Below are 26,772 nucleotides of genomic sequence, written 5' to 3'. Positions count from 1 at the left end.
CCCTTGCCCGGGAATCATGTCTTTGATCATTGCCGCTTACATGTTGGCAAAATGATACAACGCAAAACGAAAGCATGTCAATAGCAGATCGGCAAATAGACGTTTACCGTCGTGCCGATGCCCGGTCTGCTGGCGATGTCGATGCGCCCCCGATGCGCCGACACGATATTCCGCACGACCAGCAAGCCAAGCCCGTTGCCGTCGGGCTTCGTCGTATGGAACGGCTCTCCGAGGCGAACCAGCACCTCTTCTTCCATGCCTACGCCGTTATCCGAAATTCGGATGCGCTGATGTCCGTCCTCGACCGCAAGTTCGACATCGATTTTTCCGCCGTAAGGGAGCGCCTCCATCGCGTTTCGGAGCAGATTGAAAAACATTTGCTTAATCTGGTTCCTTTCGCAGCGAATCGCCTCCTCTTGAAGCAGAACCGAAGAAATTTCGATGCCGTTCATCTTGGCCTGGATACAGAACACTTCAAGCACTTCCAGCAGGATGCCGTAACACCGTTCCTCCTTGAATTGCACCGCCTGCGGCTTGCCGAGGAGCAGCAGCTCGCCGATAATCATGTTCATCCGCTCCATCTCCGAAACGATCAGATCGTGGTGCGGTACGCTGCGGCCATTACTTCGAGACAACTGAATCAGTCCCTTGACCGTTGTCAGCGGGTTGCGGATCTCATGCGCCACGCTGGCGGCGAGCTGCCCCGCGAAAGCCAGCTTTTCCGCCCGGTGCAGCCGTTCCTTCGTTGTCCGCAGCTCGGTAATATCGCGAGCGGTACCGATAACGCGGACGAGCGAGCCCCCGCTTGCCGCATCCACGATCGGAACGACATCCAGCATGTAATGGCGGGCGGACGAAGCTTGTCCGATCGTCAAATCCATCCCGATGCGCTCTTCGCCCGATTCGATTACTTCGCGGTACACGTCTCCCAGATGCGGCATCGAAAACACCGGCACGCCGGGCCCGTACTGCTCGTCCGGGCTAAGCGACCGAAGCAGACACCGCATAGAATCGTTAAGCTCCACAATAAGGCCTCGCTCGTCCGTCAACAGAACGCCGTAATGAGGCGTATGGAGCAGCGCCTGATTCAAAATTTGCAGCTGCATGTTCTGCCTCCGGAGAAGCAACTCCCGTTCCGCATAATCGGCAATGGTGCACAGCAGCGCAAGAAGATGCGGATGCGCCCCTTCCACGTCGGTCATGATGGTGATCGTTCCGTTCGCTTCGCTCGTATGGTAAGGCGCGGAATAGCAGGCCAAATGTTGAAGGTCCTTATGATAGTGATCCTCGCCCACAAGCTGGACGGGACGGCCGTAACGCAAGCATAAATCAATGGAGCTGGGGCCGTTATGATCGTCGTAGCGCATGCCTTCCACAATGCCGAACCGCCTGAAGTTTCCGATCATCGCTTCGTTGCCGTGCACCGCAAGCAGATGGCCGCTTTCGTCCGTTACGGCCACCATAATCGGACTGTCCGTTACCGTCGTTAAAAATTTATCGACGAAACGATTAACCGCTTCGATGATCTCCTTGTAAATTTCAAGTTTTTCCCTCAGCTCCGCATCCGTCAGCTTGTAAGAAGGGGCGGGCACCGCATTCGGATCCTTGCCGCTTTCGGCAGCTTGACGATGGAGCTCCCGGATCCATGATTTGGTTAATGCCGTCATTTCAAGTTCAACTCCGAACTTCGTTTTTTCCAGTTCGTCTTATTGTACCTGATTTGCCCGTGCCGCTACCATCCTCATTTGCGTTGCGCCGAAGCCGCCCAAAGAGAAAAGCTTCTATCGGCGCCCTTCGGGGAATTCAGTTTTCAAGATCCGCCAAAGCCGGTCAATTCTATACGGTCACAATAACCTGCCTATGCATAGGCTAATATCATGAGACAGCGGCAAAGGATGTGGATTCATGCCTTCAAACAAGGGAACCGGCGGACTCAGCTCCGACGATCTGGCGATCATCGCGGGAATTGTGGTCGTCATCGGGGACATCCTCGCCCTATGGGCTTTGATAAAGGCGAAGCAGGAGGATGAGGAAGTCCCGGCAGCCGCGGTGGCCGCGGTCAGAGGAGTCAGAGAATCCAACCGAAAGCCAAAAGGGGCCAGAACTTAACAGAGGGTATCCGCTTTCGGAACGGATACCCTCCTTTATCGTCTGAACGTATGTCCATTCGGCGAATCGAATTACAGCTCTTTCCGGTTGAAATAAATAAGACCGGCCGCCAAAAATACCGCAAAGCTGCCAAGCACCGTTATCAGCAAGCTGTTTAGCGGCAGCGCAAACGCGCCGAACTCCGTCGAGATCGAATGCACCATCGCCAGCGCCGGCTGCGCCCACGGATAATAAGGGGCGAATTGTTTCGAATTGATGATCAGCAAATTCGGCAGCGTCAGCATGACGTTGATGACGAGCGGCGCCGCGAAGCTGCTCCACAGCGTCGACACCGATAGCTGCAGCGCGGCTAGCGGCAGGCAGGCAAGCCAGCCCCCGCCGACGGCGGCGAGCAGCATGCGCCATGGAATATCCGACGCTATGCCGTGATAAGCGGACACCGCGATAATCGCGGCCAGAAACAGAAGCTGCGTCGCGGCAAGCGACAACGCGACGATAAGCAGCTTGGCGGCGTACAAGCCCGTTCGCGAAACCGGAAGCGTCAGCAGCTGCTTCCAGCCGCCTCCGCCGTGCTCGTAACGGCAGACGAACGCCGACAGGATGCCCGTCAGGAGCGGCAGCAGCATCAGCGCGTGGAATATGGACATCGCTCCCAATAGGACCGGGTAGCGTTCCGCCGGCTGTACATTGTCGAACGAAACAAAAATGCCTATTATTCCCGCTAGAAGCGGACTAATCGGAATAAGAAGCCAAATCGCCGATTTGAACAGCTTCAGGCGTTCCGAAGCGACGATTTGAAGAAAGGAAGCCATGCTACGCCACATCCTTTCGGTCGAAATGAAGCATGCCCAGCGCCAGAACGACAAGGCCCGCCGCTATGCCCAAGCCGACAAACAGCTCCGGCTGCGCGCCTGCATAAGCGGCCATCGGCCAATTGACCGGGAACCATTCCGACAGCGACATCGAAAACAGCGAGCCGATCGACAGAACGACGCCCAGCGTAATCGGCAGCGCCTGGTTGCGGAACGAAAGACAGAGCCACAGCATGAGCGCCAGCACAGGCCAGGAAGCGAGAAACGGCAAGAAGCTGAGCTTCATCAGAGCTGCGACCGGCACCTGGGCCGGGTCAAAGCCAAATACAAGGCCGAAGCATACCGTACCCGCCGCCAGCAGCACGCAGGAGAACGCCAGCAGGATGACGCATACGAGAAACTTGGCCGCAAAGACGGCATGCCGCGAAACCGGGAGCGCCAGCAACTGCTTCCACGAGCTCATATGATGCTCGACATTGGCGACAAGCGAGCTGACCAGCGTACAGCCGAGCAGCAGCGACACCGGCACGAACATGGAAACGTTCTCCAGCAAAGCGCCCCATAGCTCCTCGCCGTACTGCCGTACGAAATAGTCGTAGCGGAGACCGAAATTGAGCGCCTGCATCGCGAGCAGTCCGACCGGCGCGATAATGGCGAGCAGCCACAGCCCTTTGCGGCGGATTTTCAGCATATCGGAGGAAAGCGTCTTGCCGATCATGTCCGCTTTCCTCCCTCCACGATTTGAAGGAACAAATCTTCGAGCGATTTGCGCTTCTCCTCGACCCGGTAAATATCGTGGCCCTGCTCGACCAGACACCGCACCATGGCGGCGATGCCGTTGTCGTCGTATTTCTCCAGCCGAATTCCCTCCGGGAGAAACGCGGCCTTAAAGCCTTGCTTGTGCAGAACGAGCAGCGCATCCTCCGGCTCGGAAACCCGCAGCAGCAGCGAGCCTTTCGCTTCCTGCCGCAAGCTGTCCATCGTATTCTGGAACACCATCTCGCCTTGGCGGATAATGCCGACCGTACCGGCCATTTGCTCCACTTCGCCGAGAAGGTGGCTGGAGATGAGCACCGTAATGCCGTAATTGGCCGGCATGCTTTTGATCAGCTCGCGGATTTCCAGGATGCCGGAAGGATCCAGCCCGTTCGTCGGCTCGTCCAGAATGAGCAGCTCCGGCTGCCCCAGCAGCGCGCTGGCGATGCCAAGCCGCTGCTTCATGCCAAGCGAATAGCCTTTCACCGGACGGCGCGCCTCCTTCGTCAGCCCGACGATCTCCAGCACTTCGGCGATTCTCGTCTTCGGCACGCCGATAATTCGGCGGATCGCCTCCAGGTTGTCGACGGCCGTCAGATGGCCGTAATAGGACGGATATTCAACGAGCGACCCGACCTTCCGCAGGATGGACAGCCTTTCGCTTTTCAGCGGCTTGCCGAAGACGTGAACCGAGCCGCTCGACGGCTTGATCAAGCCGAGCAGCATGCGGATCGTCGTCGTTTTGCCCGCTCCGTTCGGCCCGAGAAAGCCGTATATGTCTCCTTTCCGAATGCGCAAATCCAAATTCGCTACGGCGTAGCGCCCTTTATACCGTTTACTGAGCCCTTTCGTCTCAATAATCCATTCGCTCATGGAAAATCACCTCGACCATTACGATACATGCCGAAGGTTAAACGCAAAGGGGGAGGAAGTTTAAAATTGGGTTAAGCGAAATGGGATTGCCGCCTTAGGAATGGCGGCTCCATTTGCGCGGCGAATAAGCGAAACGCAAAAAAACGCCCTAACCTGGAGCGTTTTTTGCATTTGCGCTTTTTCCCTTCGGGAATATCGTCACCCGGGTGCCTTCCGTCGTTCGCTCCATGCGCCATTCCAGCGCCATCTCGCGCAGCAAATAATCGACGATCGCAAGGCCGATGCCCGCGCCTTTGCCGCCGCCCTTCCTTCCGGCACCGCGGTCGGTTATGACGATCGCTTTGCTTTCGCCTTCGGCGGCAACCGTTATGCCGATATACCCGCCGTCCGCAGCATGGCGGACGACGTTCTGGAACAGATTGTCCAGCACGCGCCGGAAGCCCTCCCGGTCCACGCGCCAACGGAGCGAACCTTCGGCGGCTTCCAGATCGACGTCCGCATCGATGCCTTCCTTCTCCCACAGCGGATACCAGGCTGCCGCCGTTTCCCGGACAAGCCGCAAGATGTCCAGCTCTTCCGGCTTCAGCGGATATTTGCCGCTTGTCATCAGCGTATACGAGAGCAAATTGTCGATCAGGCCGCCCAGCTGTTCGATTTTGGACGAAAGCAGTTTCACCGCTCCCCGTCCTTTGTCCGTCAGGTTCTCCTGCCGGAGCGCATACACATGCCCGTTCATGACGGTGAGCGGCGTCCGCAGATCGTGCGACAGATTGGATATGAGCCGCTTGCGCAGCTCCTCCTCCTCCTGCTCCCGGCGCCTGCTTTCCTGAAGCTGCCCGACCATCCGGTTGAAGGCCGATTCCAATTGCCCGATCTCGTCCGCTTTGTTGACCGTAATCGGCTCCGGCAAGCCGTCCGCTCCCCGCAGCGCCATCGCCGTCTGAAGCCGAATCAGCCGCCTGCGGATATGCCGGAAGAACAGAAGCGAAAGCATGACGAACAAGACGAACATCGCCGCGATAAACGTTAGGTAAAAAACAAGCGAAACCGACTCGGTCGGTCCGATTGTCTGAAAAAGCGCGCGCGGCATTTGCAGTACCATAAAGGCGGGTCCTTCGTTGTTTTCGCCGATAAACGCCACAACAGTGAACGGATCGCCGCCCACGTTTCTTTTCATAAAACGGATCGCTTCTTGAGGCGTCCATAGCTCCGGAAGCTCTAACGGACGCTCGGACAGGACAAGCCTTGTTCGCCCCGCTTCGTCAGCCCAGAACATGGAAGCTTCCGGGTATCGCTCCTTCAGCTCTTCCAGTCTCCGGTCGATCCCTCCCGGATTGCCGGCGGCAAGCGCGGCTGCCTCCCGGTGCCACATTTGTTCCATCTGATTTGCGCTTTCGTACTTCGGCTTGTTGATCTGATCCTGCCAAATGAATTGCTGGCCGAGAATCGCCAGCGTTGCAGCCGCCACCAGAATGATCGGAATAAACAAAATCGCGAAAATAACGATCAAAAGATACCGCGACAGCAACGAATTGCGGAATTTGGTCTCCCCGGCCTCCGAACGCTTATCCTTCCTCATGCCCTCACCCGGTAGCCGATGCCGCGCACCGTCTCGATCACTTCCGGCGACGCCGGATCGCGCTCAAGCTTTTCCCGCAAGTAGCGGATATGGACCATCAGCGTCTTGTCGCCGTCGATGTAAGGCTCGCCCCATACCGCTTCGTAAATTTGCTCCTTCGTCAAGATTTGGCCGAGATGCCGCAGCAAATAGCCGAAAATATGAAACTGCTTGCCCGTCAGCGTAATCTCTTCTCCCGTATCCCGGTTGACGATCCGGTTCTCCTGCTCGTAAACGAGCAGATGCTTGATCGCGACCGGCTCCGCCTCCGCTTTCCGGAACCGGCGAAGCAGCACCTCGATCCGGGCGAGCAGCTCCTCCGGATGAAACGGCTTCGTCAAGTAATCGTCAGCGAATTGAAGCCCTTGCAGCTTGTCGTCGATGGACGTGCGGGCCGTCAGCATCAATATCAGGAGAGATGGGTCCGCTTTTTTCAACCGCTGCCCGATTGTAAAGCCGTCCAAGCCCGGAAGCATGACGTCGACAACGGCAAGCCGGCAGCCGGACGCCTCCTCCACGGCTCTGTCCCCGCTGGTCAGCCATTTGACCGAATAGCCCCGCTCCTGGAGGCATTCGCGGACGAACCCGGCAATCTCCTTATCGTCCTCGACATATAAAATCGTCGCGCTCATCGGCGTACTCCTTTCGTATGTGCATAGGGTTTATTTTAAACTCGGGAGCGGCGCCTAAACAACAAGCTGCAGGAACATTGCCCGAAGCCGATCGGCCAAGACTTAAGTCCAGTAGCCAATTATTCATAAAATGGTAGACTGTAACAGACTGGATAAGCTTCTATCATTTTGGGAGTAAAGAGGTGTTCATTGTGCATGAATGATGTAATTAGCGCCATTCTTCTGGGCATTATCGAAGGGCTGACGGAATTTCTTCCCGTCTCGTCAACGGGGCATTTGATTTTGGCCGGCGATCTGTTAGGTTTCGAAGGGGATTGGGCGACGACCTTCAAGATCGTCATTCAGCTGGGCGCCGTCATGGCCGTTCTCGTGCTTTATTGGAAAAGATACATAGGGATACTTAAAGATTTAATTGCGTTTGACTTCTCGGCGAAAAAATTAAACGCCGTTCATATGATCCTCGCGATGATTCCGGCGTTGATCGTCTATTTGATTTTCAAAGACTTTATTAAACAAGTTTTGTTTGGTTCGGCTACCGTCCTGATCAGCCTGATCGCCGGGGGCATTCTCATGATCGTGGCGGCAAGGTCGAAACGAAAGGTAACGGCCGAGAATACCGACGACATTACGTATAAGCAAGCTTTGGGAATCGGTTTATTCCAATGCTTGGCGCTCTGGCCCGGCTTTTCAAGATCGGGAGCGACGATCTCGGGCGGGCTGCTGCTCGGAACGAGCCAAAAGGCGGCCGCGGACTTTACGTTTATCATTTCCGTCCCGGTCATGCTGGGGGCGACCGCGCTCGATCTGTACGACAGCCGGGACATGTTGACTTCGGATGCGCTTATTTTGTTTTTGATCGGTTTTATCGCCGCCTTCGTCGTTGCGATGATCGCCGTTGTAACGTTTCTGAATCTCATCAAACGGCTTAGATTGGAATGGTTTGCGGTATACCGCTTTGTGCTTGCCGCCCTGTTTTTTATTTTTGTGATGTAGCGGAACAATTGCCGTTCGCCGATGAATATGCTACACTGTAGCTAATTTCTAGGAACGGAGGGTTACGCGTGATAGATTCTATCCGAGTCAGGATTGTGCGCGGCTAATGATGCCGAAGAACATGAAACGTTTCGATTCTTTACCGAATCGGCTCATTCGTATTCTTTACAGCGCCCAAGCTCTGCCTGATGTGCAGAGGACTCAGGATAGGTCTGTCCATTTTTAGGTAACCCGCATATTAGCCGAAATGCTTCCTTTGCCTTTTTGCAGCTAAGGCGACGGCGTTTCGTTTACCTGAAGAACGGAATATGTTTCCATGGAGGTTGCGTTTCGGAATCTTTCCGGATATCCGCTTACGTTTCGAAGCTTGTGTTTGGCCGGAAGGCCATCCCTAGCCTCCCTCCATGGAGAGAAGACCTTTGAACCTTCCCCGGTTTATAGCGCCGGACGGTTTATTCTGATCACCTCGCACACAGGCAGATATGTCTGTGTTTTTTTGCGTAAACTAATTTTAGCTTATGGAGGATGATCATAGATGACAATGGATCAACAACGAGAGCGCGCCGTTATTGTCGGCGTTCAGCTGCAGCATCAGAACGACTTCGACTATTCGATGGAGGAGCTGCGCAATCTGGCGGACGCCTGCTACGTCGACGTGGTCGGCGAAGTGACGCAGAAGGCGGAGCGCGTCAATCCGACGCATTATATCGGAACGGGCAAGCTGCAGGAGCTGCGCGCGGTCCGCGACGAGCTTGGCGCGGAAACCGTTATTTTCAACGACGAGCTTTCCCCTTCGCAAATCCGCAATTTGGAAAAAGAGCTGGAGTGCAAAGTGATCGACCGCACCGTTCTCATTCTGGACATCTTTGCCGAACGGGCGCAAACGCGGGAAGCGCAGCTTCAAGTCGAGGTAGCCCGGCTCCAATATATGCTGCCGCGTCTCGTCGGGCTGCGCGCGTCGCTCGGCCGGCAAGGCGGCGGCTCCGGGCTCAGAAACAGAGGCGCGGGGGAAACGAAGCTGGAGCTGGACCGCCGCCGCATCGAAGACCGGATCGCGGCGCTTCAGTCCGAGCTCGAGAAGCTTGTCGCAAGACGCCAGGTCCAGCGCAAGCAGCGGAAGAAAAACGAAATTCCCGTCGTCTGTCTCGTCGGCTATACGAACACCGGCAAATCGAGCCTGATGAACGCCTTGCTGGCGAAATTCAACCCGGATTCGGAGAAGCGGGTATTCGCCCAAAACATGCTGTTCGCGACGCTGGAAACGTCGGTTCGGAGCATCGACCTGCCGGACAACAAGTCGTTCCTGCTGACCGATACGGTCGGGTTCGTCAGCCAGCTGCCCCATCATCTCGTCAAGGCGTTCCGCTCGACGCTCGAGGAAGTGTCCGAAGCGGATCTGCTCGTCCACGTCGTCGATTACTCGCACGAAAATTACGAGCGACTGATCTCGGTGACGGAAGATACGCTGAAGGAGCTGGGCGCAGACAACATTCCGACGATTTACGCCTATAACAAATGCGATCTGACCGACCGTTTCTACCCGGAGGCCGTGGGCAACGCCGTCTATATGTCGGTGGCCGAAGGCAAAGGGATCGACGAGCTGGTCGGTCTGATCCGCAAGGAGATTTTCAGCGACTACGTCGAATGCGAGGTGCTGATTCCGTACGAGCAAGGCCGGCTGGTCGCTTTCTTCAACGAGCACGCGCAAGTGTACAGCACAAGCTACGAAGCCGAAGGCACGCTGCTCCGCATGGAATGCCGGAGCGCCGATCTGGAGAAGCACCGCCACGAGTTGCAGGTGCTGTAAGGGCCCAAGCCATGCGCGCACACCGCAGGCGCGTCGGTATGCGCGGCGAGACCGGACTTTACTGCAAATATGCATGAAAAATAGCCATTTTGAGGGGGTATCCACCATTTAACTGCGATTATGCAGTGAAATGGGCGGCTCTGCCCCCTATCCATGCAAAAACGGCGGCGATAACTGTATTTTCGCAGTTATTGCCGCCGTTTTGTTATTCTCGCACTGTTGTAAATGTATTTTTGCAGTTAAGCAGGTACTAGGGTCGTGTTTTTGCAGTTAAGGGACACTAGGCAAAGCGCAACGTTTCAGAGACAGCGGCCGCGCTGCGCCTCTAACGCGTCGCCACCCCAGGCGCGCCGAAACCGCCTGCGGGCAATAAAGGGAATCACTTCTTCTCGGAATCGGAAGCCGTTCCTTCGAGCATCTCCATAATCGAGCTTGGCAGCTTTAGGCGGTTGCCTGCATGAACGATCTGGCGGACCAAATCTTCCAGCTCGTCCGGCTGGTTCCCTTTAATTTCCGCCACCTCCTTATGCAGGCGCTCCATCTTTCTGTCCAGCGCCGCCGCGGTATCGGCGGCCTCTTTCAGCTCTTCGGTCAAGCCGACCGGTACGGCTTTGTCGTATTTGTAAAAAATTTTGTGCTCCAGACTGGCCCAGAAATCCATCGCGATCGTCCGGATTTGCACCTCGACGCACACAAACTCCTGCCCGTCGGACATAAACACCGGCACCTCTACGATAAGATGAAGGCTGCGGTAGCCGTTCTCCTTCGGTTTCTGGATGTAATCCTTCTCCTCGATGACCGTCAGGTCCGCCTGCCGGCTGAGCATATCCCGAATGCGGTAAATGTCGGACACGAACGAGCACGTAATCCTTAGCCCGGCAATATCCCTTACGTTCGCTTTGATGGAATTCAACGAAAGATCGCAGTTTTTCCGGTAAAGCTTGTTAATGATGCTTTCGGGCGATTTCACCCTGGAGCTTGTATGCTCGATCGGGTTGTATTCGTGGAGCATTTGAAACTCTTCCTGCAAAATTTCAATCTTCGTCTCCAGTTCCTTAAGCGCAAACTTATATAACATGATAAAACGGGTCAATTCGGTTTTAATTTGCCTGAATTTATCCAACTGTACAGATTCCATGCTGTTGCCTCCTGATACGCTTCAACGAAATAAACGAGCAAGCCGAAACGGCTTCATGATCCCGGCCGGGACGAGCCGGTTGGCGCGAAAGGAAAACCATTTGAAATAAGAAACCTATAGATTTCATCTGCATAAAAGCTTCGCCCGCTTACCTCCATTATAAGCAAAGAAAACCGCCAGCACAAAAAAACGGCCCCCGAAGCAGCCGAGAGCTTATCCCGTTACCCCGCGGGGCGCGGTCATACCGCCAATAAAGAGCGGTTAGAGGTCAATCTACGATTAGCCCTCAGGAGAAAAAGGCGGCGGCAGGCTAGGACTTGCAGTAAAGTCCTGGCCTGCCGCCGCCAAAGTTACCGGCTTATTCCGGGTCCATCATCCTGTCATAGAAGGACGCCCCGTCTCCGAATTGAGCCTAGCGAGCCGGAGCCGTTCCGGCCCGCCATGCCATGCCGTCAACGCGGGCTCTTTCCGTATTTCGCCGTCCGCTCGTCGCGGATGACGCCGCTCCAATTCATCCCGAAGGCAAAATCGTAAGTGTGGCCCTCCGAATCGACATGGCATTCCATATCGTGGGCGACGTCCTCGAGCTGCTCTTCGACCGTGCGCATATTCGCCGGCATCTGCATCGGCAGCAGTCCGGACGGCTCCGCCGCCCCGGACAGAATGTCCATCAGCGCTTGATCCTGTACGCCGAAATTCGCCAATATCGCATCGGCCTCGGCTTCGAATTCCTCGACAACAGCCGGATTCGACAGCAGCATCGAGACGATTACCGGCTTGCCTTGAAGCTTGTTTTTCGTATCGAGTACCGCGTCCAGATCCGATTCGTTATGCGTTCTGACCGTCTTTCCTTTATACGAGCGGTCCTTCGCGTCGAACATCAAGCTCTTCTCCCGCGCATGCTCGGCCGTATAAGGACGGTACTGCAAGCTGAGCGGCACGTAGCCGTTGCCGCCGTTGTCGGCGTCTTCCGTGCTGTAGCCCGTAATGCCGGAGGAAGGTCCGGCGATGAACACCAGGCCGAAGTCGGCCTCCTGCGGATCGTACGTGACGGTAAAGTAACGCGATACCACGTCCAGATTGACCGGATACTCCAGCTTCTCCGGCGTCGGAAAACCGAACCAGTCGGTGCCGGCCGGCGTGTACCGCTTCGGAATGTAAACCTTGCTCTTCGGCGCAAGCGGCAGCACGTTGCCTTTATTTTTGAGCAGAACGACCGATTTCAGCTGCGTCTCATAGCCCGCTTGCATGAAAGCGGGATTGCCGACGATCCCGGCGCTCCGCTCCGGCTCCAGATACGGGTTCTCGAAGAGGCCGAGACGGAACATATTGAGCAGCAGGCGCACCGCCGACTTCTCGAAACGGCTCCGCATGAACGCTTCGCCGTGTTCGGCGACGCCCATCCGGTAAGCTTCCAGCACCGGCTCGACGTCGTTGTTGCCGCCGAACTGATCCACGCCGGCCATCAGCAGCTTGTAGTGGCGCTCCGCGACGGTAAGTCCCTCCACGCCCCAAGGCTTGCCGCTAAGGAAGGAATACTTGTTCGTCTCGTCGGCCGTAATCATCCAGTCCGTGCAGACGACGCCGTCGTAGCCGTATTCGCCCCGAAGCAAATCCTCGATCAAATATTCGCTGTAAGAGTTGCCGACGTTTTCGCCGTTCTTTGTGTCTTGGTTCGACGAAATCGTATAATACGGCATCACCGCAGACGCCTTGCCCGTCTTGCCCTCCAGCTTGAACGCGCCCTCCGTGAACGGCTTCAAATGCTCCTCGAAGTTGTTTCCGGGATATACCGCATATTTCCCGCAGCCAAAATGCGCGTCGCGGCCTCCTTCGCCCGAGCCGCCTCCCGGCCAATGCTTCACCATCGCGTTCACGCTGTCGTAACCCCATCCATCGTACAGCTCCCGGTCCCCTTCGGACGTCTGGAAGCCGTCCACATAAGCCCGGCCCATGTCCGTCGTCAGCTTGGAATCCTCGCCGAACGTGCCGTTAAAGCGGAACCAGCGCGGATCGGTCGCAATGTCGATCTGCGGCGACAAAGCGGTCGTAAGGCCAAGCGCACGGTATTCCTGTGCCGCGATCTCGCCGAACCGGCGCACGACGGACGGATCGAACGTCGCCGCCAAGCCAAGCGTTTCCGGCCACATCGATATTTTGCCGCCGGAGCCGGCATTGAACTCCGAGCTGGCGTCCGAGCTGTGGCGCGGATCGGAGCTGTTGTTGGCCGGGATGCCGAGCCCCTCTCCCTCCGCGAAAGCCTGCACCTCGTTATTCCAGCGGGCGGCTACTTCGGGGCTCTCCACCTTGGTGACGAGAATATGGCGCAGATGATCCTTGGCCAAGAACGCCTTCTGCTCGTCCGTCAGCTCCCACGGCTTCGCGCCGCTTTCCTCGTACGGCTTGCCGTTATACGTGCCGGCGAACCAGTCCCCGGACGAAGCCGGAATCGACTGGTGCCGGCTGTACAGCATCAAGCCGGCGATTTGCTCGACGCTCATCTTGGAGGCGAGATCCTGCGCCCGCTCCTCCGGCGAAAGCCGCCAGTCCTCGTATTTGTCCAGCTTGCCGTCGCGGCTTAAATCTTTAAAAAACAAGCCGTCCCGCTCCAAAATCCGGACGCCCGACGAGGTCGAATAGCCAAGCGTCGGCCCCCCTGGATTGTGCACGTATTTGATCGTATTTTTGGTTTCCGTATTATTTGTCATATCGTTTCCCTCCAATTTCTCTTCTCTCTCCTATGCGCCGCGGCCTTTGGAGCGCCGCAACCGCGCCGCCGGAAAGAGCGACGCGGATAACGGCGCTCCAAAGGCCGGTTTCATCCATGACGACAAATTTGCTTCATTCAAACCGCACGCGTTGCCGATGCGTTCGCAGGCTCCGCCTTTTCGTTTTTCTCTCCTGCGGCGGTCCCGATCTCCGGAAGAGGCTTGACGGAGAAAATACCGAGCAACAGGCAAGCGGCCAGCACGATGTAGAAGAACGACCAGCCCCCGATGCCGAGCAGAAGCGGAGCGATCGCCGGCACGATCGACTGCGGCAGCGCGTTCGCTACGTTCATCAGGCCGAAGTCCTTGGCCGCATCTTCCTTGCGCGGAAGAATGCGCGCGACAAGCGCCGTATCGACGGCGGCGAAGCAGCCGTAGCCAAGTCCGATAATCGTCGTCGCAACCAGGAATGCCGTAAAGTGCGGCACGAAAGCGTATACCAGAATGCCGATAAGCATTATAAACGCCGAAACGTACAGGAACGGTTTTTGCTTGCGGACTTTATCGGACATCACGCCGCCCAATATGCTTGTAATCGCGGTAGCGATCAACCCGACGATGTTAAGGACGCCTACGCTGCTTGTCGCCTCGGCTTCGGTGTAACCCATCCGGTTGACCAGCATGACGGTCAAATACAACGTGCTGCAATAGCCCATCATAAGCAGGAACTTGCCGATCATCGCCCAAGTGAAATGCGGGAATTTGCGCGGGCTCGGATACACCTTGCTCAGCTTTTCGCCAAGCGACACTTGCGCTTTCGGCTCCTTCACGATTTCAACCTTGCCGTCGCGGATGATGAACAGGCTTACGATCGGGCCGATAAGGCCAAGCGCGCTAAGCAGGGTCCACTTTACGGTCGCGGGAACGTTCGTCATGATCATCATCAGCACCATGCCGACGGCCATGGCGACCGGAAGGGCGATGCCTTGCAGGCCGGATATCGTTCCTTGCTTCTCCACTTTCACCTGATCGGGAATAAGCGCCGTATAGGCAGCCATCCCGAAGTTGAAGAACAGCTGGGCAATGGACCATCCGACGACGACCTGCCATACTTGCGTCGCCATGCCGACCCACAGCAGCGCGGCGCAGCCGACGAGCGGCCCGATCAATATCCACGTGCGGCGGCGTCCGAACGATATGTTCGTACGGTCGCTGAGCGCGCCGCCCAGCGGGTTGCCGATGAGCGCGAAGAAAGCGCCTACACCGGAGACAAGCCCATAGGAAGACGTATAGCCTTCAGGATCGATTTCGATCATTTTAAACGTTAACAGCAGCAAAGCCGGCGTCATTAGGGCCAGCATCATCAGACCGTAACCAAGCATAATGCCAAACGTCAATCTGCCAAACGGCGTTATAACCTGTCCTTTGACCTTTGCTTCAGCCATGACAGCAACCTCCCGAGTAAAAAAATATGAAGCTTGAAAACGATTTTTGAAAACGATTACATTAATAAGTATAAAAGAAAGCGCCTGCTGCAAGACAGGCGCCGAGTTAGCTTCTTATGGGGCATTTTTTAATCCGTTTGTATGAAAGCGTTTCGAAAAAGCGGGTCCCGCGCATTAAATTTTAACCCAATTAAACGCTTACACCCGCATTTTCCGGGGGGAATCGAGGGTCCATAGACCCACCCCGCCCCGAAAGCGGCATAGCCGGGGCCGAGCCGACCATCCGCACTATTATCCCGACAAGCGTTGGGCAAACGCCGGGCCGGTCAATAAACCGGGACCAGTTCCAGCAGCTCGATGCTATGCGGCTCCAATACGGTTCTGTAATGCGCCTCCCGCTCCAGCTCCGCCTGCTCGACCCGCATTTTCGGACGGGAATGCGCCTTCAAATAGAGGATCTCTTCCTCCGTCACGTAATCGGGCGCGCCCATCCGCACCCACTCGTCGTAGCTGCTTCCCGCCTTGCGCGAGACGGTGCGGGTAACCAGCCGGTAACGGCCGGACGGGATTCCGTGCAGCTGCAGCTCCAGCTTGATCGACTTCTCGTCCTTGAAGGCGTTGTACCGATTCGTCGCATCGATAAACGAAATATCCCCCATGGCGTACAGATCGTCGAAGTGACAGTAATTGTAGCACAGCACCTGATACCCGCCCCGTCCGGCCGTTACGATATAATGGTCGCCGCGCGCGAGCAGGCGGTCTCCAAGCCTCGCCAGCAGCTCGTAAGCGGCCATCGCCGCTTTCGGGATGCCGTACTGGGCGATCAAGCCAAGTCCGCCGTGAAACAGCCGGTTCGACGCGGCGGTCTCCTCGATGTTGTCGCTCATCACCCAATAGCCGAAGCCTTCGATGCGATCGAGATTGTCGACGATATTTTTTACAATATAAGCCGCTTTATACAGCGTGTCGTTCGTCAGCTCCCGGTGGTAAGCCGTCGAGTTCCATTCGGTCAAATATAAATCAAGGTGGGCGAGCCCCAGCCCGGCCAATACGTTTTTCTCGCGGTCCAGCATCTCCTTCAGGTAATCGGGATTCGGCGAAATGCTTCCGAAATGCTCGAGCAAAATCCGGTAAGGACCCAGCTTGTAGAGCCTGTCCTTCCAATTCATCGTCTGCTCGAGGTCCTCGTGCGGATAGAAGTGAACCGGTATAAAATCGGGCACGCAATCATTCTCCTTGCAGAAGGCGAAAAACATCTCGTTGAACGCTTCGGGACGAAACGTAATAATCCGGCCCGGAGCCCCGATCGCAATACCTTCGGATACCCGCTTAACCGTCCGGTACGTATGAAGGTAAAACTGCAAATATTCCTCTATCGGACCCGGCCAAAATACTTCGAATTCCGGCTCGTTCCAAAACTCCAGCTTCCAGCTTTCGACTTCTTCCCGCCCGTAACGGTTCAAGCAATGCCGGAGGAGCCGCTCCACCAGCTCGCACCACCGGTTCATGTCCTTCGGACCGCTGACGTAGCTGGCTCTGAAGAATACCTTCTTGTTCGGATCCGCAGCCAGCTCCGACGGCATGAAGCCAAGCTCGATAAAGGGCTTCAAGCCGATGGAAAGCAAAAAATCGAACAGCTGATCGACGAACCGGAAATTGTAATGGGGCGCTCCGGCGTCGTCTTCCCGGTAGACCATCATGCCGTCGTCAAAAATGCCGTGAAAGCGGATATAGCGAAACGGACAGCGCTTCTGAATCATGCGCAGCTGATTCTGCACGTCGTCATGCAAGCCTTCCTTCGCTTTGCCGATCGTAATCAGGTTTTTCCAGGTGTGGCGGATTGGCTTTCCGGAAACGCCGGCGTCAACGCTCGCCGATTTCGTTTCGAGCCCTTGCACCGCCTGCTGCTGCTGCTGCGATTGGCTTCGCTGCAAGTATTGCTTGACGATGCCGAGCGCGCTGGACTGGTTAAACGACAAATAATTGGCGGACAGCTTGGCCTTCCCGTCGCTCGTCCCCGGCCGGTATTGCTTCCGGTATTCGTTCGGCGTCATATGATACCGGTTTTTGAAAGCGGCGTAGAACGATTTGGCGTTCGGGAAACCGTGCGTGAGCGCGATGTCGGCAATCGGCTTCTCCTCGAAGCGGAGCAAATCCTCGACGGCGTTTTTGAGCCGGATGCTCGCGACGTAGGATTGAAAGTTAAGCCCGATATTTTCGCTCAGAAATTTGGACAAATACGGGACGGACAAATATTCCCGGTCGGCGATTTCCTGCAGCGAGATCGGTTCCCGGTAATGCTCCTCGATATAATGGATAATGCGCAGCAGACGCTCCATATATTTCTCGTTGATGCCCCCGCTATCCGCTTCCGTCCGGAATTGCTGCATTAGAATGGAGAAGACGCCCAGCATCCGGATTTGCATTTCCAGCTCGTATACCTCGCCGCGCTTGTATTTGAGCTGAACCATCTCCGCCAGCAGCTGGCGCAGCCGGTCCAACGCTTTGCGCCGCTCATCGCCGGCCGTGGCGGAATCGCAATCGAAAGCGGCGTTGTCCAGTCCTCTGATGTTTTCCTTCACATAAGCGTCCGGGATGAGGAACGTCGCGATAATGTTCGGGTCGAGACCGATCACCTCATGCACATGGCAAGAATTGATGAGCAGCACGTCCCCCTCCGACAGCGCCCTCTTCCGGTTGTCGACGGTAACCTCCAGCGTTCCTCGGAGGACAAAAATGATCTCGATGCTGTTATGCCAATGGCTGGGCACGTAGCCGACGTTATGCAAGGAAACGTCGAACGGCAGCGTGTCGCCGGTCTCCACCAGCTCGTAGATGGAATGCTTCATCGCTTGGCCTCCTGAAAGTTTACCCTTTGTATATAATCTCGCCCGTTTGCGACACATCATAGCCCGACACGGCTCGCAGCTCGTCCCGGAACGCTGCCGAGCGCAGCACCGCCAGCACCGTATCGATCAACGTCCGGTTGTCCGGCTTGTCCAGCAGAACGAGATCGTAACATTCCTCCGCAAGCGGGACAAACTCCACTCCGCTCACCAAGGCGGCCGCCTTCTCGCTGCCGATGCCGACGTCGGCTTCGCCCGAGGCTACCTTCGCCGCTACGCCCAAGTGGTTCGTCTGCTCGTCCCCGTAGCCTTGAATGGCGGCGGCGTTTATGCCATGCAGACGGAGCTGCTCGTCCAGCAGCACCCGTGTGCCCGACCCCCGTTCCCGATTCATGAGCCGCACGCCTTCCTTCGTCAGATCGGTCCAGTCCTTCAGCCGAAGCGGATTGCCTTTGCGCACGTACAGCCCCGCTTTCCGTTTCAGCAGTCGGACGACCAGATGCGGCGTGCCGACCAGCAGCTTGCGGGTATAGGGCACGTTGTATTCCCCGGTATCCCCGTCCAGCAGATGGGTGCTGACGATATCCGCTTTGCCTTGGTACATCGAAATCAGGCTGTCCAGGCTCCCGACGAACGAGCGCAGCGGCCGGAACGCGGCGTTCGCCTTCTCCAAGTGGCGCGCCAGCAGATCGAGGCTGGCATCTTGCCCCGTGATGACGACCGGACGCGCGGACGCGGCGCTATCGCGCTTCGGCGCCTCTTCTGCGGGCCGCAAGCGCCCGGGCGTCTCCGGCGGCAAGCCGTTCCTCTCGAGCGGCTCCTCGTCCTGGGCGGAGACGGCGCGCCCCGTCCCCGGAGACGGCCGATCCGCCTGCGCCGCCCGGCCTGCCTTTCCTTTCGAGCGGTTTTTGTACGCTTCGAGATCGGAATCGTCGACCCGCATTTGCTTGCCGACGCGATAGGCGACCAGCTCGCCTTTTTTGATCAAGTCGTAGACGGTCAGCTTCGATATCTTCAACAGCTTGGCGATCTCGTCGACGGTATACGATAAATGGTCCGCCATCGGTTACACCTCCCCCGCGATTCTTCTGTTAGTCATTATTGTAGCATAGCGGCTTGTAAATTCATGCTTTTCGGTTTACAAGCGGGTGGACCTGTCTTATAATCTATATCAAATTATAACAGTTTATAATCAATTATAACGAAACCGATAGCAAAGGAGGGCAAGCCGTTGAAACATAACCGCCGCAATAATCCTTGGCTTTGGGCCGCCATCCTGCCGATGCTGCTGCTCCTCGCCGCCTGCGGCAACGGCCAAGGCCGGGACGCGGAAGCGGTACCGCCCGCGCCTGAAGCCTCGGGCGGTACGGTCAAGCTGACCGTTTCCGCCGCCGCCAGCCTGACGGACGCGCTGGAAGAAATCAAGGCCGCTTACGAAAGCGAGCATCCGGATACGCTCATCAGCTTTAACTTCGGCGCTTCGGGAGCGCTTCAGCAGCAGATCGAGAACGGCGCACCCGCAGACCTGTTTCTATCCGCGGCGGACCGGAACATGCGCGCCCTCGTCGACGCCGGCCTGATCGAGGAAAGCAAGCAAACCGCGCTTCTCCGCAACGAGCTCGTCCTGGTCGCGGCTTCCGATGACGGCGCTCCGATCCGGAACGAATCCGACCTGACGAACCCGGACATCCGGACCGTAGCGATCGGCATTCCGGAAACCGTGCCGGCCGGCTCGTACGCCAAAGAGGCGCTCGTCGGCCAGAACCTGTGGGACAGTTTGCAGCATAAGCTCGTACAAGCCAAAGACGTTCGCCAAGTGCTGCAATACGTCGAAACCGGGAACGCGGATGCCGGCTTCGTGTATAAGACGGACGCCTTGACGTCGGATAAGGCCGTCATTGCCGCAACGGTCGATCCTTCTTCCTATACCCCGATCACGTACCCGATCGGCATAGTGAAAGGCTCCGCCCATCCCGATCAAGCCGAAGCGCTGTACGATTATTTACGATCCGAGAAAGCGATGGCGGTCTTCGCCAAATACGGCTTCTCCGCCGCCGGTCCGTCATGAATGCGCTGGTCGCCTCGAACGTAAGCGCGGCCGCTTTGGCCATCGATTGGACGGCCTTCATGCAGCCGATTCAGCTGTCTTTGCTCGTCGCGCTGCTGGCCAGCCCGATCACAACCGCCATCGGAACGATCGTCGCCTGGAAAATGTCGAACAGCCGCTGCCGCGGCAAATCGCTGCTCGAGACGGCGTTTATGCTGCCGATGGTGCTGCCGCCGACGGTCGTCGGCTTTCTGCTGCTCCTCTTGCTGGGACGCCGAAGCTGGCTCGGAGGGCTGATCGAAGAATTGTTCCATCAGCCCATTATTTTCACTTGGCCGGCCGCCGTCATCGCCTCCGTCGTCGTGTCCTTCCCGCTCGTCTACCAATCGATGAAGACGGGCTTCGCCGCGATCGACCGCGATCTGCTTGCCGCAGGCCGTTCGATGGGCGGCAGCGAATGGCAGCTGTTTCGCTTCGTCGCCCTTCCCCTCGCGGGCGGATCGCTGCTGAACGCGTTCGTGCTCAGCTTCGCCCGCTCGCTCGGCGAATTCGGGGCGACGCTCATGATCGCCGGCAACATTCCGGGCCGGACGCAAACCGTCCCTACGGCGATCTATGTCGCCGTGGACAGCGGCAACATGCCGATGGCGTGGGCTTGGACGACCGCCGTCGTCGCCGTCTCTTTTGTACTGCTGCTTGCGACCGGAAGGCGTAAGCGCGACTCGTAAGCCGGTTATCTTCATGCGAGGAGACTCTAAACGGATGAACAAAGCAAGGGCAGACCGAACAAGTGATCCGGAATCGCTTGTTCGGTCTGCCCTTGCTTAATGAGATTAAAAGTGAATCATCTAAAACTCATTGGCTAGCGAAAAACTTTATCAACTTAAATTTCCGCCAGCAGCTTGTACAAATGATCGACCGAGCGCATCGTATATTCGAAGCGCACCGGCTCGCCGTTCCGAAGCAGCACGAGACAAGGTACGCTCGATATTTTCCACGCGTCGCGCAGCTTCGGAGAGAAATTGATGTTCATCTTGTACAGCGTAACGGGGACGCCGGCCGCGTCCGCGATCTCCAGCATCCGTTCGGCCACCTTGCACGTACCGCAAAACGGCGACGAAAATAAAATCGCGTCTCTCCCCGTCCCGATTCTCCCCAAGCGCAGCCAATCGCTTTCTTCGATTTCCCGGATGGCCATCTTTCATTCCTTCTTTCCTGCCCAACTTACGTCTCTATAAGAATATGAAGCCGTAACAAAAGCTCCTTCAGCTCCGCATATGAAGCTGCCGTGTGATGCGGACGATGCCCGGATTCCGGCCTCGCGCCCCGATGGTTGAACCATACGGCGGTCCAGCCCGCACCCAAAGCGCCGACCACGTCGTTGCGCCACGAATCGCCGATATAGACGCAATGCTCGGGCAGCGTGCCCGTCCGTTCGTTCACATGGCGGAACAGCCGCTTATCCGGCTTGTCCCAGCCTACCGCCCCGGAGATGAAGCGATGCTCCGGCCGGATGAGCCCATCCAGCATCATCGCATCGATTTTCCGCTGCTGGTGGCTGGCCGCCCCGTTCGTAATCAGGCCGACCAAATGCCCTTCCGCAACAAGAGCGGCAAGCAGCTCCCGCGCGCCGGGGAACATGGCGATGTCGTATTGGCAGCCGTTATAGGCGGCTTGCATCGCCTCGGCTTCATCGTCGGTCAGCGCGATGCCGAATTCGGCAAAGGTCCGGCGGAACCTCTCCCGCCGCATAAAAGCGAGGCTGTCGCCGGACTCCATGGAGCCTGCGCCGCCCAGCTCCTCCGATAGCGTATCGCTGTAATATCTCAAGCGCCGATAAGCCGCTTCGTACGGAAACGACTCGTCCTCTCCCGCGGTTTGCTCCGCCGCTTTGCGGAACGGTATCAAATAATCGTACAACGTATCGTCCACGTCGAAAAATATCGCTTTCCTTTGCCGGTCCATCGTTCCCTTCAGCCTCCCGTAAAAGCACCATAAGCTCGTTTCTCTTTACCAGCGGATCGCCTCGATCGCCCGAACGATCTCCCGCTTCTGCTCCGGGCTTGCCGGCCAGCTTTCGATCTCTTCCCGGACGGCGCGCAAATTGGCGTACCCCTTCGCAATCCCGTTCAATCTGGCCGCCAGAGTCGAATCGAGCCCTCCGCCCGGGTCGCGGGGATAAAGCCCGCGAAGCTTCCCGACCGCGTCGCGGTATCTCTTTAAATAATACTTTTGATGCCGGTCTTCGGCAACGTAGAACGCCCGCAGCGGAGCGAGCTCCGTTTCGCCTTCCGTGCCGGCCGCAAGCTCCCCTCGTTCCTCCCTCCATGAGACTAGCGCCTTCTCCATCGTCTCGCGCTGCCGCTCGTCCCGATAAAGCAGCAAGGAGTGATATTGACGGCCTTTATACCCGTTAATGTTAGCCGGTGTATGGCTGTTCCTGAACAGCCGCACGATCGTCTCCAGCCGAAGCCGGGCCGGATCGAAGCCGATTTCGACCGTTTCGGTATGGTCCCCCATCTCGCGGTAAGTCGGATTCGGCGACGTGCCTCCCGCATAGCCGACACGCGTCCGCACGACGCCCGGCAAATGCCCGAACAGCGCCTCCGGACTCCAGAAGCAGCCCATGCCCAGCGTTACCGTCTCGATGCGATCCGCGAACGTCAAAGGAATACGGTCGACGTCCATCTTTTGCAAGCCTCCTTCCGTCATGTTCTTATCCGATAGGTTAACCATACCATGAAGCTCCTTTGCAAGCACGCGAAGCCTTCCTCCCCGGCAATCGCACGCTTCCCTGCCGCGCAGTGCGCCCAAACGTTGCGGCCGGACGAAAAGTACGATAAAATGACTTACCTAACCTATAGGGAAAAGGAAAACATAACCAGGTGATGAACATGATCGAAATTAGAACTTCAAAGCTCGGCAACGGCGAGCTGAATAGAGGCGTATTCGCTACGCAGGACATCGCCCAAGGCCAGTTGATTCATGAAGCGCCCGTTATTCCTTATCCGAACGAAGAGCACGAGCATATTGCCAAGACGCTGCTCGGCGATTACGCCTTTGAATTCGGCGCCAACCACTCCGCCTTCCTTCTGGGCTACGGCATGCTGTTCAACCACTCCTATACGCCGAATTGCACGTACGAGTTGAACTTCGACCGGTTGACCGTCGATTTTTACGCATACACCGACATTAAAGCCGGGGAAGAAATCTTGATCAACTATAACGGCGAGGAGGATTGCGACGACCCGCTGTGGTTCGATCAGGAGGAAGAGCCGGACAAAGCCTAGGGGATGGAAGTGGACGATAAAGCAAAACAAGTATGACGATTCGAATTTCTTTTCCGCATACGAAAAAATGCCGAGATCGGTCAAAGGGCTGGAAGCTGCGGGAGAGTGGCATGTATTGCAAGCTTTGCTGCCGGAGCTGCGAAATAAAAGCGTACTTGATTTGGGCTGCGGTTTCGGTTGGCATTGCCGATACGCCCGCGAGCAGCAAGCAAGCTCCGTGACAGGCGTAGATATTTCCGAAAAAATGCTTCAAAAAGCTCGCGAAATGACGGCGCAAAAGTAGCGGCACATTCCTTCACATTTAACGATAACGCAAAACTTCTCGACATAATCGGCGTTACCGATCAAAACGGCGGTGCGGAAATATCCGCGCCGCCGTTTCTTTTGCCCGCAGCTTAATATTGGCCGTTCCCCTTTATGAGACGAAGCTTGATTCCCGATTCCTCCCTTTATTGCTTAACGACGAGACGAAACAGATCAGCATAACGACACACGCAAGCAAATAAGGGAAATTGTAATTCAGATCGAATAAAAATCCGGCCGCAATCGGTCCGACAATATTGCCCAAGCTCGTAAACGCCGAGTTAAGGCCGGCAATATATCCTTGTTGATCTTTGGCCATCATGGACATTTGCGTACTGATTGCCGGACGCAATATATCGATCGCGAGGAAAACAACAAACGTTACGGCAAATATCATCCAAAATTGATGAACAAACAGCGTCAGGAAAATAAACAGACCTGCAAAAAGAAGACTGGCCGATATGACTCGCGTGTCGCCGAAACGCTTTAATAACCAGCTAAATGCCGTCATTTGAATGACTGCGCCGGCTATGGACCCGAAAGTGATGATGAACGCGATATCTTTTGGCTCGAACCCGAATTTCTGATCAACGAACAATCCGAATACGGTTTCGAAATTTGCCAGCCCGAATGACATCACGAATACAAGGATCAAGTTAAAGAAATAGGGTTCCTTGTACGAGTACCTTAGTTGAGTAAGCAGGCCGTCTGCATGCTTATTCGAAGCTTGCGAATTCGGCATAGCTTTAGCTGCCGCTTTAGATTCAGCAAGCATAAACATGTTGATGAACGCCGCAATAATCCCCGCAGCCCCTGCTACAAAAAAGGGTACGCGCAGCCCAAACTCTGCGATGTAGCCGCCAATACCAGGACCGATAATAAACCCGGTTGTAATGGCCGCAGTGATATACCCCATTCCCGCAGCGCGCTCCTCATCCGTCGTCATATCTGCCGCATAAGCCATAACAGCCGGCATCACCATGGCCGCACTAACACCGCCGAGCAGCCGCGCGGCAAACAGAAGCCATGTTGAGTTGGCGATCCCGAACAATCCTTCCGAAAAAGCGAAGAGGACCAGGCCGATAACGATCATCCTTTTTCTCCCGATAACGTCCGATAGTCGACCCGCCAACGGCGAACAAAGAAGCTGCGTCAAGGAAAAGGCCGCCATCAAAAGTCCGACGATTCCCCCGGTAATTCCCATGCTAGCGATGAACTTAGGCATAATCGGGATAATGAGACCGATCCCCGTAAAAACAAACAACAGGTTAAACATGAGGATCAGCAAAGCTCCCCGCCTTTTTAACAATAATGCCATGATAGGCCCCCCAACTGCTCGATATAATACTGAATTTTCATTCTAGATTTCTTCATAAAAAAAGCTAGCGCAAAGGCTTAGCTATCCCATGTAAGAACACATCCATGGCCATTCGATACGCCGCCAAGGCTTCCTCTCGTTTCATGCTTCGCGCATGCTGATTCAACCCTAACAAAAGACTGTCCAGGATGATGGCCAGTCCGGTCACATTCGCGATTTTGAATTCGCCGTTATCTATTCCCTGCTGCAGCAGCCGCTTGTTAAAGTCGATATATCCTTTGACCATTTCATTAATGCGCTCTTCTACGTCCGAAGCTTTCTCTGAATTGTTGTAAAACTCGTCAGCGGCTTTGGTCAAGGGATGATTGAACTGATCTGTCGCTAAATGCTCTGCCATACCGTACAATTTATCGATCGTTGTCGAGAATAGCGATTCCTTTGCTAGCCAAGTTTCCTCCCATTCTCTATTCCAGTTTTCGATCAGATGCAGAAACAGTCCTTCCTTACTCTTAAAATGGTAATAAATATTACCGGGACTGCATCCGGTCGCCTTCACAATATCTTCGATGGAAGTAGCTTTGTAGCCTTTTTGAACAAATAATGCCTGAGCAGCATCGGCAATTCTCTTTTTCGTCTGCTGCGTTTGCTGTTGCTTCTTATTCAACCGTCTCACCTCTATCGGCTATCGTCTGGAATAACACCGCAATGAATACTGAACGTTTATTCAGTATTCTAAACGAAGCATGCCGAATTTGCAAATGCTGTATTCCAGCTCAACGCGTGTGCACATTTCGACAATAACGCTATATGTCTGCTATGATAAGGATTGACTTGTAACGGACATGGAGGTGAAACGCATGAAATTTCAAGGCGCCATTGTAACTGTACGAAACGTGCCCTGCGCCGTCATCGTGGTAAAGGATTCTGTTCTTAATTCCTCTAGGAGAGAAACGATAAGAAAAAGCTTTAAGCGGTTTTTTCCTCTAGTCGAGCAAATTGTGCTGATGTCGCAGAACGATAATAATGTTCCCCGATATTACGGAAAAAGAGAGATTGTCGATGTGCTGGCAAAATTCGATTACCGCAAGCTTCCGTGGAAGCAGTTTAACGTCAGGAAAGCCACGCCGGCAGACGAACAAAAGATGAATCCGCCGCAATCATAACCTTCAAGCCGCCGCTCCTTTGAGCAGTAACCCAATTTTAGACACTATCTAACATTGAAGGTGCAGTTCACCCAAGCGGCGGTTTTTTACTACGAACTTATATTGTTATCCCCGGTTGCTTGACCCTCCCGACGCGATCCCGCCTTTTTAGGCGCACGCCTGCCTGGGCACATACATAGAATACAGGTAGGCAAAACGCCTAATACGTGCGAAAAGAAGGGCAGGGATTTTCTTGGCCGTTTCCTATATGGATTTTACATCGCCCAACGTAGAGTATACGTTCGATACGCGCAACAATGTGTTTTTTAAAAAAGATAACCGGAACTACATTTTGGCGCTGGGGATCCGTCAGCTAAACACGCTTGGCAACGTGTCGATTCTGGATATTCATATTAGCAAAAGCAATGTCATTGAGCCGCATATCCACCAGAACGCTTCCGAGCTGGTGTACTGCATTTCCGGCGAAGCCATCGTCTCCTTGATAAACCCGTTTACGAAGCAGCTTCTGAACTTCCGTATTCAGCCCGGACAGGTCGCGAACGTGCCGCAAGGCTGGGTTCACTACGAAATGGCGACGGTCGACAACACTCATCTGATCGCCATCTTCGACGCCCCGGTTCCCGAGTTTATCGGCGTATCGGATATGCTGCGTTTGACGCCGGCCAACGTGTTGGCCCATACGTATTGCCTGAATGAAGCGGAGGTCAAGAAAACGCTCGCTCCGATCCAATCGACCGTCGTCATCGGTCCTCCCGCCAACTGCCAAACGCCGCGCGAAGAACCGGCGGCTCCGGATTTAAGACAGGATATCCAGCCTCAGCCTATGACCGTCGCGAACTACGACCAACATTATTACGGGTATTATTCGCCCTATTATGATCAGTGGTGACTTCATTTATCGGGCTGCAAAAAAA

The 26,772-nt window shown here is 55.7% G+C and carries 24 protein-coding genes and 1 pseudogene; 9 read left to right on the top strand and 16 right to left on the bottom strand.

All coding sequences use genetic code 11. The features are described 5' to 3' along the window. Positions 1 to 77 precede the first annotated feature (77 nt). A complete protein-coding gene (locus ACFSW5_RS14020) occupies positions 78 to 1,667 on the bottom strand; it encodes an ATP-binding protein (protein ID WP_379274117.1) in 1,590 nt (529 codons plus the stop codon). Between the two features lie 238 nt (positions 1,668 to 1,905). Here ACFSW5_RS14020 and ACFSW5_RS14015 point away from each other — a divergent pair, with 238 nt between their 5' ends. Then, on the top strand, positions 1,906 to 2,109 hold the full coding sequence (locus tag ACFSW5_RS14015; RefSeq protein ID WP_379274115.1) for a hypothetical protein: 204 nt from the start codon (positions 1,906 to 1,908) through the stop codon (positions 2,107 to 2,109). Between the two features lie 71 nt (positions 2,110 to 2,180). Here ACFSW5_RS14015 and ACFSW5_RS14010 read toward each other — a convergent pair whose 3' ends face one another. The 5 genes from ACFSW5_RS14010 to ACFSW5_RS13990 all read right to left on the bottom strand — a co-directional run bounded on the left by ACFSW5_RS14010 (position 2,181) and on the right by ACFSW5_RS13990 (position 6,800). Next, positions 2,181 to 2,921: an ABC transporter permease gene (locus ACFSW5_RS14010; protein WP_379274113.1), complete on the bottom strand. Its 741-nt coding sequence runs from the start codon at positions 2,919 to 2,921 to the stop codon at positions 2,181 to 2,183. A 1-nt stretch (position 2,922) separates the two neighbouring features. Further along, complete coding sequence (locus ACFSW5_RS14005; protein ID WP_379274111.1) at positions 2,923 to 3,639, bottom strand: ABC transporter permease; 717 nt, start codon at positions 3,637 to 3,639, stop codon at positions 2,923 to 2,925. After that, positions 3,636 to 4,550 (bottom strand): ABC transporter ATP-binding protein, encoded by a 915-nt coding sequence (locus ACFSW5_RS14000; RefSeq protein WP_379274109.1) that lies wholly within the window; start codon positions 4,548 to 4,550, stop codon positions 3,636 to 3,638. The genes ACFSW5_RS14005 and ACFSW5_RS14000 overlap by 4 nt, the downstream gene beginning before the upstream one ends. A 148-nt stretch (positions 4,551 to 4,698) precedes the next feature. Continuing rightward, positions 4,699 to 6,129, bottom strand: coding sequence for a histidine kinase dimerization/phospho-acceptor domain-containing protein (locus tag ACFSW5_RS13995; protein WP_379274107.1), 1,431 nt, complete (start codon positions 6,127 to 6,129; stop codon positions 4,699 to 4,701). Next, entirely contained in the window at positions 6,126 to 6,800 is a 675-nt protein-coding gene (locus tag ACFSW5_RS13990) for a response regulator transcription factor (RefSeq protein ID WP_379274104.1), read from the bottom strand. Before ACFSW5_RS13990 ends, ACFSW5_RS13995 begins: the two co-directional genes overlap by 4 nt. A 195-nt stretch (positions 6,801 to 6,995) precedes the next feature. On the opposite strand from ACFSW5_RS13990, the gene ACFSW5_RS13985 reads away from it, so the two are divergent. Further along, positions 6,996 to 7,793, top strand: coding sequence for an undecaprenyl-diphosphate phosphatase (locus ACFSW5_RS13985; protein ID WP_379274102.1), 798 nt, complete (start codon positions 6,996 to 6,998; stop codon positions 7,791 to 7,793). A gap of 541 nt (positions 7,794 to 8,334) precedes the next feature. Then, the gene (gene hflX / locus ACFSW5_RS13980) at positions 8,335 to 9,600 is read left to right on the top strand and encodes a GTPase HflX (protein ID WP_379274387.1); all 1,266 of its coding nucleotides are present in this window, start codon (positions 8,335 to 8,337) and stop codon (positions 9,598 to 9,600) included. Positions 9,601 to 9,979: 379 nt separating this feature from the next. Here the strand turns inward: hflX and ACFSW5_RS13975 are convergent, their stop codons facing one another. The 5 genes from ACFSW5_RS13975 to ACFSW5_RS13955 form a co-directional block, all read right to left on the bottom strand. Continuing rightward, a complete protein-coding gene (locus ACFSW5_RS13975) occupies positions 9,980 to 10,738 on the bottom strand; it encodes a GTP pyrophosphokinase (RefSeq protein WP_379274100.1) in 759 nt (252 codons plus the stop codon). Positions 10,739 to 11,190: 452 nt separating this feature from the next. Further along, positions 11,191 to 13,446: a glycoside hydrolase family 3 protein gene (locus ACFSW5_RS13970; protein WP_379274098.1), complete on the bottom strand. Its 2,256-nt coding sequence runs from the start codon at positions 13,444 to 13,446 to the stop codon at positions 11,191 to 11,193. Positions 13,447 to 13,583: 137 nt separating this feature from the next. After that, positions 13,584 to 14,891: an MFS transporter gene (locus ACFSW5_RS13965; RefSeq protein ID WP_379274096.1), complete on the bottom strand. Its 1,308-nt coding sequence runs from the start codon at positions 14,889 to 14,891 to the stop codon at positions 13,584 to 13,586. Positions 14,892 to 15,217: 326 nt separating this feature from the next. Continuing rightward, a complete protein-coding gene (locus ACFSW5_RS13960; RefSeq protein ID WP_379274093.1) occupies positions 15,218 to 17,740 on the bottom strand; it encodes a GH39 family glycosyl hydrolase in 2,523 nt (840 codons plus the stop codon). A gap of 19 nt (positions 17,741 to 17,759) precedes the next feature. Beyond that, positions 17,760 to 18,800: a substrate-binding domain-containing protein gene (locus ACFSW5_RS13955; RefSeq protein WP_379274091.1), complete on the bottom strand. Its 1,041-nt coding sequence runs from the start codon at positions 18,798 to 18,800 to the stop codon at positions 17,760 to 17,762. 219 nt (positions 18,801 to 19,019) lie between these two features. Here ACFSW5_RS13955 and modA point away from each other — a divergent pair, with 219 nt between their 5' ends. Both modA and modB read left to right on the top strand, forming a co-directional pair. After that, positions 19,020 to 19,805 carry a molybdate ABC transporter substrate-binding protein gene (gene modA / locus ACFSW5_RS13950; protein WP_379274385.1) on the top strand — a complete coding sequence of 262 codons (786 nt, stop codon included), beginning with the start codon at positions 19,020 to 19,022 and terminating at the stop codon, positions 19,803 to 19,805. Further along, positions 19,802 to 20,512 carry a molybdate ABC transporter permease subunit gene (gene modB, locus ACFSW5_RS13945; protein WP_379274089.1) on the top strand — a complete coding sequence of 237 codons (711 nt, stop codon included), beginning with the start codon at positions 19,802 to 19,804 and terminating at the stop codon, positions 20,510 to 20,512. Before modA ends, modB begins: the two co-directional genes overlap by 4 nt. A 155-nt stretch (positions 20,513 to 20,667) precedes the next feature. Here the strand turns inward: modB and ACFSW5_RS13940 are convergent, their stop codons facing one another. Genes ACFSW5_RS13940 through ACFSW5_RS13930 form a run of 3 tightly spaced genes read right to left on the bottom strand, consistent with a single transcriptional unit; the run spans position 20,668 to position 22,520 of the window. After that, positions 20,668 to 20,982: a thioredoxin family protein gene (locus ACFSW5_RS13940; RefSeq protein ID WP_379274086.1), complete on the bottom strand. Its 315-nt coding sequence runs from the start codon at positions 20,980 to 20,982 to the stop codon at positions 20,668 to 20,670. Between the two features lie 26 nt (positions 20,983 to 21,008). After that, positions 21,009 to 21,749, bottom strand: coding sequence for an HAD family hydrolase (locus ACFSW5_RS13935; RefSeq protein WP_379274084.1), 741 nt, complete (start codon positions 21,747 to 21,749; stop codon positions 21,009 to 21,011). Positions 21,750 to 21,794: 45 nt separating this feature from the next. Beyond that, on the bottom strand, positions 21,795 to 22,520 hold the full coding sequence (locus tag ACFSW5_RS13930; RefSeq protein WP_379274082.1) for a peptide-methionine (S)-S-oxide reductase MsrA: 726 nt from the start codon (positions 22,518 to 22,520) through the stop codon (positions 21,795 to 21,797). Between the two features lie 158 nt (positions 22,521 to 22,678). On the opposite strand from ACFSW5_RS13930, the gene ACFSW5_RS13925 reads away from it, so the two are divergent. Then, entirely contained in the window at positions 22,679 to 23,074 is a 396-nt protein-coding gene (locus tag ACFSW5_RS13925; protein ID WP_379274080.1) for an SET domain-containing protein, read from the top strand. Between the two features lie 16 nt (positions 23,075 to 23,090). After that, positions 23,091 to 23,345: pseudogene (locus ACFSW5_RS13920) on the top strand (class I SAM-dependent methyltransferase); the annotation flags it as partial. Positions 23,346 to 23,489: 144 nt separating this feature from the next. On the opposite strand, the gene ACFSW5_RS13915 reads toward ACFSW5_RS13920, so the two are convergent. Together ACFSW5_RS13915 and ACFSW5_RS13910 are read right to left on the bottom strand one after the other, a co-directional pair. Next, positions 23,490 to 24,695 carry an MFS transporter gene (locus ACFSW5_RS13915; protein ID WP_379274078.1) on the bottom strand — a complete coding sequence of 402 codons (1,206 nt, stop codon included), beginning with the start codon at positions 24,693 to 24,695 and terminating at the stop codon, positions 23,490 to 23,492. Between the two features lie 64 nt (positions 24,696 to 24,759). Further along, complete coding sequence (locus tag ACFSW5_RS13910; RefSeq protein WP_379274075.1) at positions 24,760 to 25,359, bottom strand: TetR/AcrR family transcriptional regulator; 600 nt, start codon at positions 25,357 to 25,359, stop codon at positions 24,760 to 24,762. Between the two features lie 193 nt (positions 25,360 to 25,552). Between ACFSW5_RS13910 and ACFSW5_RS13905 the strand changes: the two genes are divergently transcribed. Beyond that, positions 25,553 to 25,858 carry a hypothetical protein gene (locus ACFSW5_RS13905; RefSeq protein WP_379274073.1) on the top strand — a complete coding sequence of 102 codons (306 nt, stop codon included), beginning with the start codon at positions 25,553 to 25,555 and terminating at the stop codon, positions 25,856 to 25,858. 232 nt (positions 25,859 to 26,090) lie between these two features. After that, positions 26,091 to 26,747 (top strand): cupin domain-containing protein, encoded by a 657-nt coding sequence (locus ACFSW5_RS13900; protein WP_379274071.1) that lies wholly within the window; start codon positions 26,091 to 26,093, stop codon positions 26,745 to 26,747. Positions 26,748 to 26,772 lie beyond the last annotated feature (25 nt).

The sequence above is a fragment of the Paenibacillus thailandensis genome, assembly GCF_042685365.1.
Lineage (GTDB): Bacteria > Bacillota > Bacilli > Paenibacillales > Paenibacillaceae > Paenibacillus_AP > Paenibacillus_AP thailandensis.
Note: the sequence above shows the minus strand (reverse complement) of the source record. Positions and strands in the feature narration are given on the sequence as shown.

Bases quoted from the DNA above. Each gene is read 5' to 3' on its own strand.
- ACFSW5_RS14020 (WP_379274117.1), bottom strand. From the start codon at position 1,667: ATGACGGCATTAACCAAATCATGGATCCGGGAGCTCCATCGTCAAGCT.
- ACFSW5_RS14015 (WP_379274115.1), top strand. From the start codon at position 1,906: ATGCCTTCAAACAAGGGAACCGGCGGACTCAGCTCCGACGATCTGGCG.
- ACFSW5_RS14010 (WP_379274113.1), bottom strand. From the start codon at position 2,921: ATGGCTTCCTTTCTTCAAATCGTCGCTTCGGAACGCCTGAAGCTGTTC.
- ACFSW5_RS14005 (WP_379274111.1), bottom strand. From the start codon at position 3,639: ATGATCGGCAAGACGCTTTCCTCCGATATGCTGAAAATCCGCCGCAAA.
- ACFSW5_RS14000 (WP_379274109.1), bottom strand. From the start codon at position 4,550: ATGAGCGAATGGATTATTGAGACGAAAGGGCTCAGTAAACGGTATAAA.
- ACFSW5_RS13995 (WP_379274107.1), bottom strand. From the start codon at position 6,129: ATGAGGAAGGATAAGCGTTCGGAGGCCGGGGAGACCAAATTCCGCAAT.
- ACFSW5_RS13990 (WP_379274104.1), bottom strand. From the start codon at position 6,800: ATGAGCGCGACGATTTTATATGTCGAGGACGATAAGGAGATTGCCGGG.
- ACFSW5_RS13985 (WP_379274102.1), top strand. From the start codon at position 6,996: ATGAATGATGTAATTAGCGCCATTCTTCTGGGCATTATCGAAGGGCTG.
- hflX (WP_379274387.1), top strand. From the start codon at position 8,335: ATGGATCAACAACGAGAGCGCGCCGTTATTGTCGGCGTTCAGCTGCAG.
- ACFSW5_RS13975 (WP_379274100.1), bottom strand. From the start codon at position 10,738: ATGGAATCTGTACAGTTGGATAAATTCAGGCAAATTAAAACCGAATTG.
- ACFSW5_RS13970 (WP_379274098.1), bottom strand. From the start codon at position 13,446: ATGACAAATAATACGGAAACCAAAAATACGATCAAATACGTGCACAAT.
- ACFSW5_RS13965 (WP_379274096.1), bottom strand. From the start codon at position 14,891: ATGGCTGAAGCAAAGGTCAAAGGACAGGTTATAACGCCGTTTGGCAGA.
- ACFSW5_RS13960 (WP_379274093.1), bottom strand. From the start codon at position 17,740: ATGAAGCATTCCATCTACGAGCTGGTGGAGACCGGCGACACGCTGCCG.
- ACFSW5_RS13955 (WP_379274091.1), bottom strand. From the start codon at position 18,800: ATGGCGGACCATTTATCGTATACCGTCGACGAGATCGCCAAGCTGTTG.
- modA (WP_379274385.1), top strand. From the start codon at position 19,020: ATGCTGCTGCTCCTCGCCGCCTGCGGCAACGGCCAAGGCCGGGACGCG.
- modB (WP_379274089.1), top strand. From the start codon at position 19,802: ATGAATGCGCTGGTCGCCTCGAACGTAAGCGCGGCCGCTTTGGCCATC.
- ACFSW5_RS13940 (WP_379274086.1), bottom strand. From the start codon at position 20,982: ATGGCCATCCGGGAAATCGAAGAAAGCGATTGGCTGCGCTTGGGGAGA.
- ACFSW5_RS13935 (WP_379274084.1), bottom strand. From the start codon at position 21,749: ATGGACCGGCAAAGGAAAGCGATATTTTTCGACGTGGACGATACGTTG.
- ACFSW5_RS13930 (WP_379274082.1), bottom strand. From the start codon at position 22,520: ATGGTTAACCTATCGGATAAGAACATGACGGAAGGAGGCTTGCAAAAG.
- ACFSW5_RS13925 (WP_379274080.1), top strand. From the start codon at position 22,679: ATGATCGAAATTAGAACTTCAAAGCTCGGCAACGGCGAGCTGAATAGA.
- ACFSW5_RS13915 (WP_379274078.1), bottom strand. From the start codon at position 24,695: ATGGCATTATTGTTAAAAAGGCGGGGAGCTTTGCTGATCCTCATGTTT.
- ACFSW5_RS13905 (WP_379274073.1), top strand. From the start codon at position 25,553: ATGAAATTTCAAGGCGCCATTGTAACTGTACGAAACGTGCCCTGCGCC.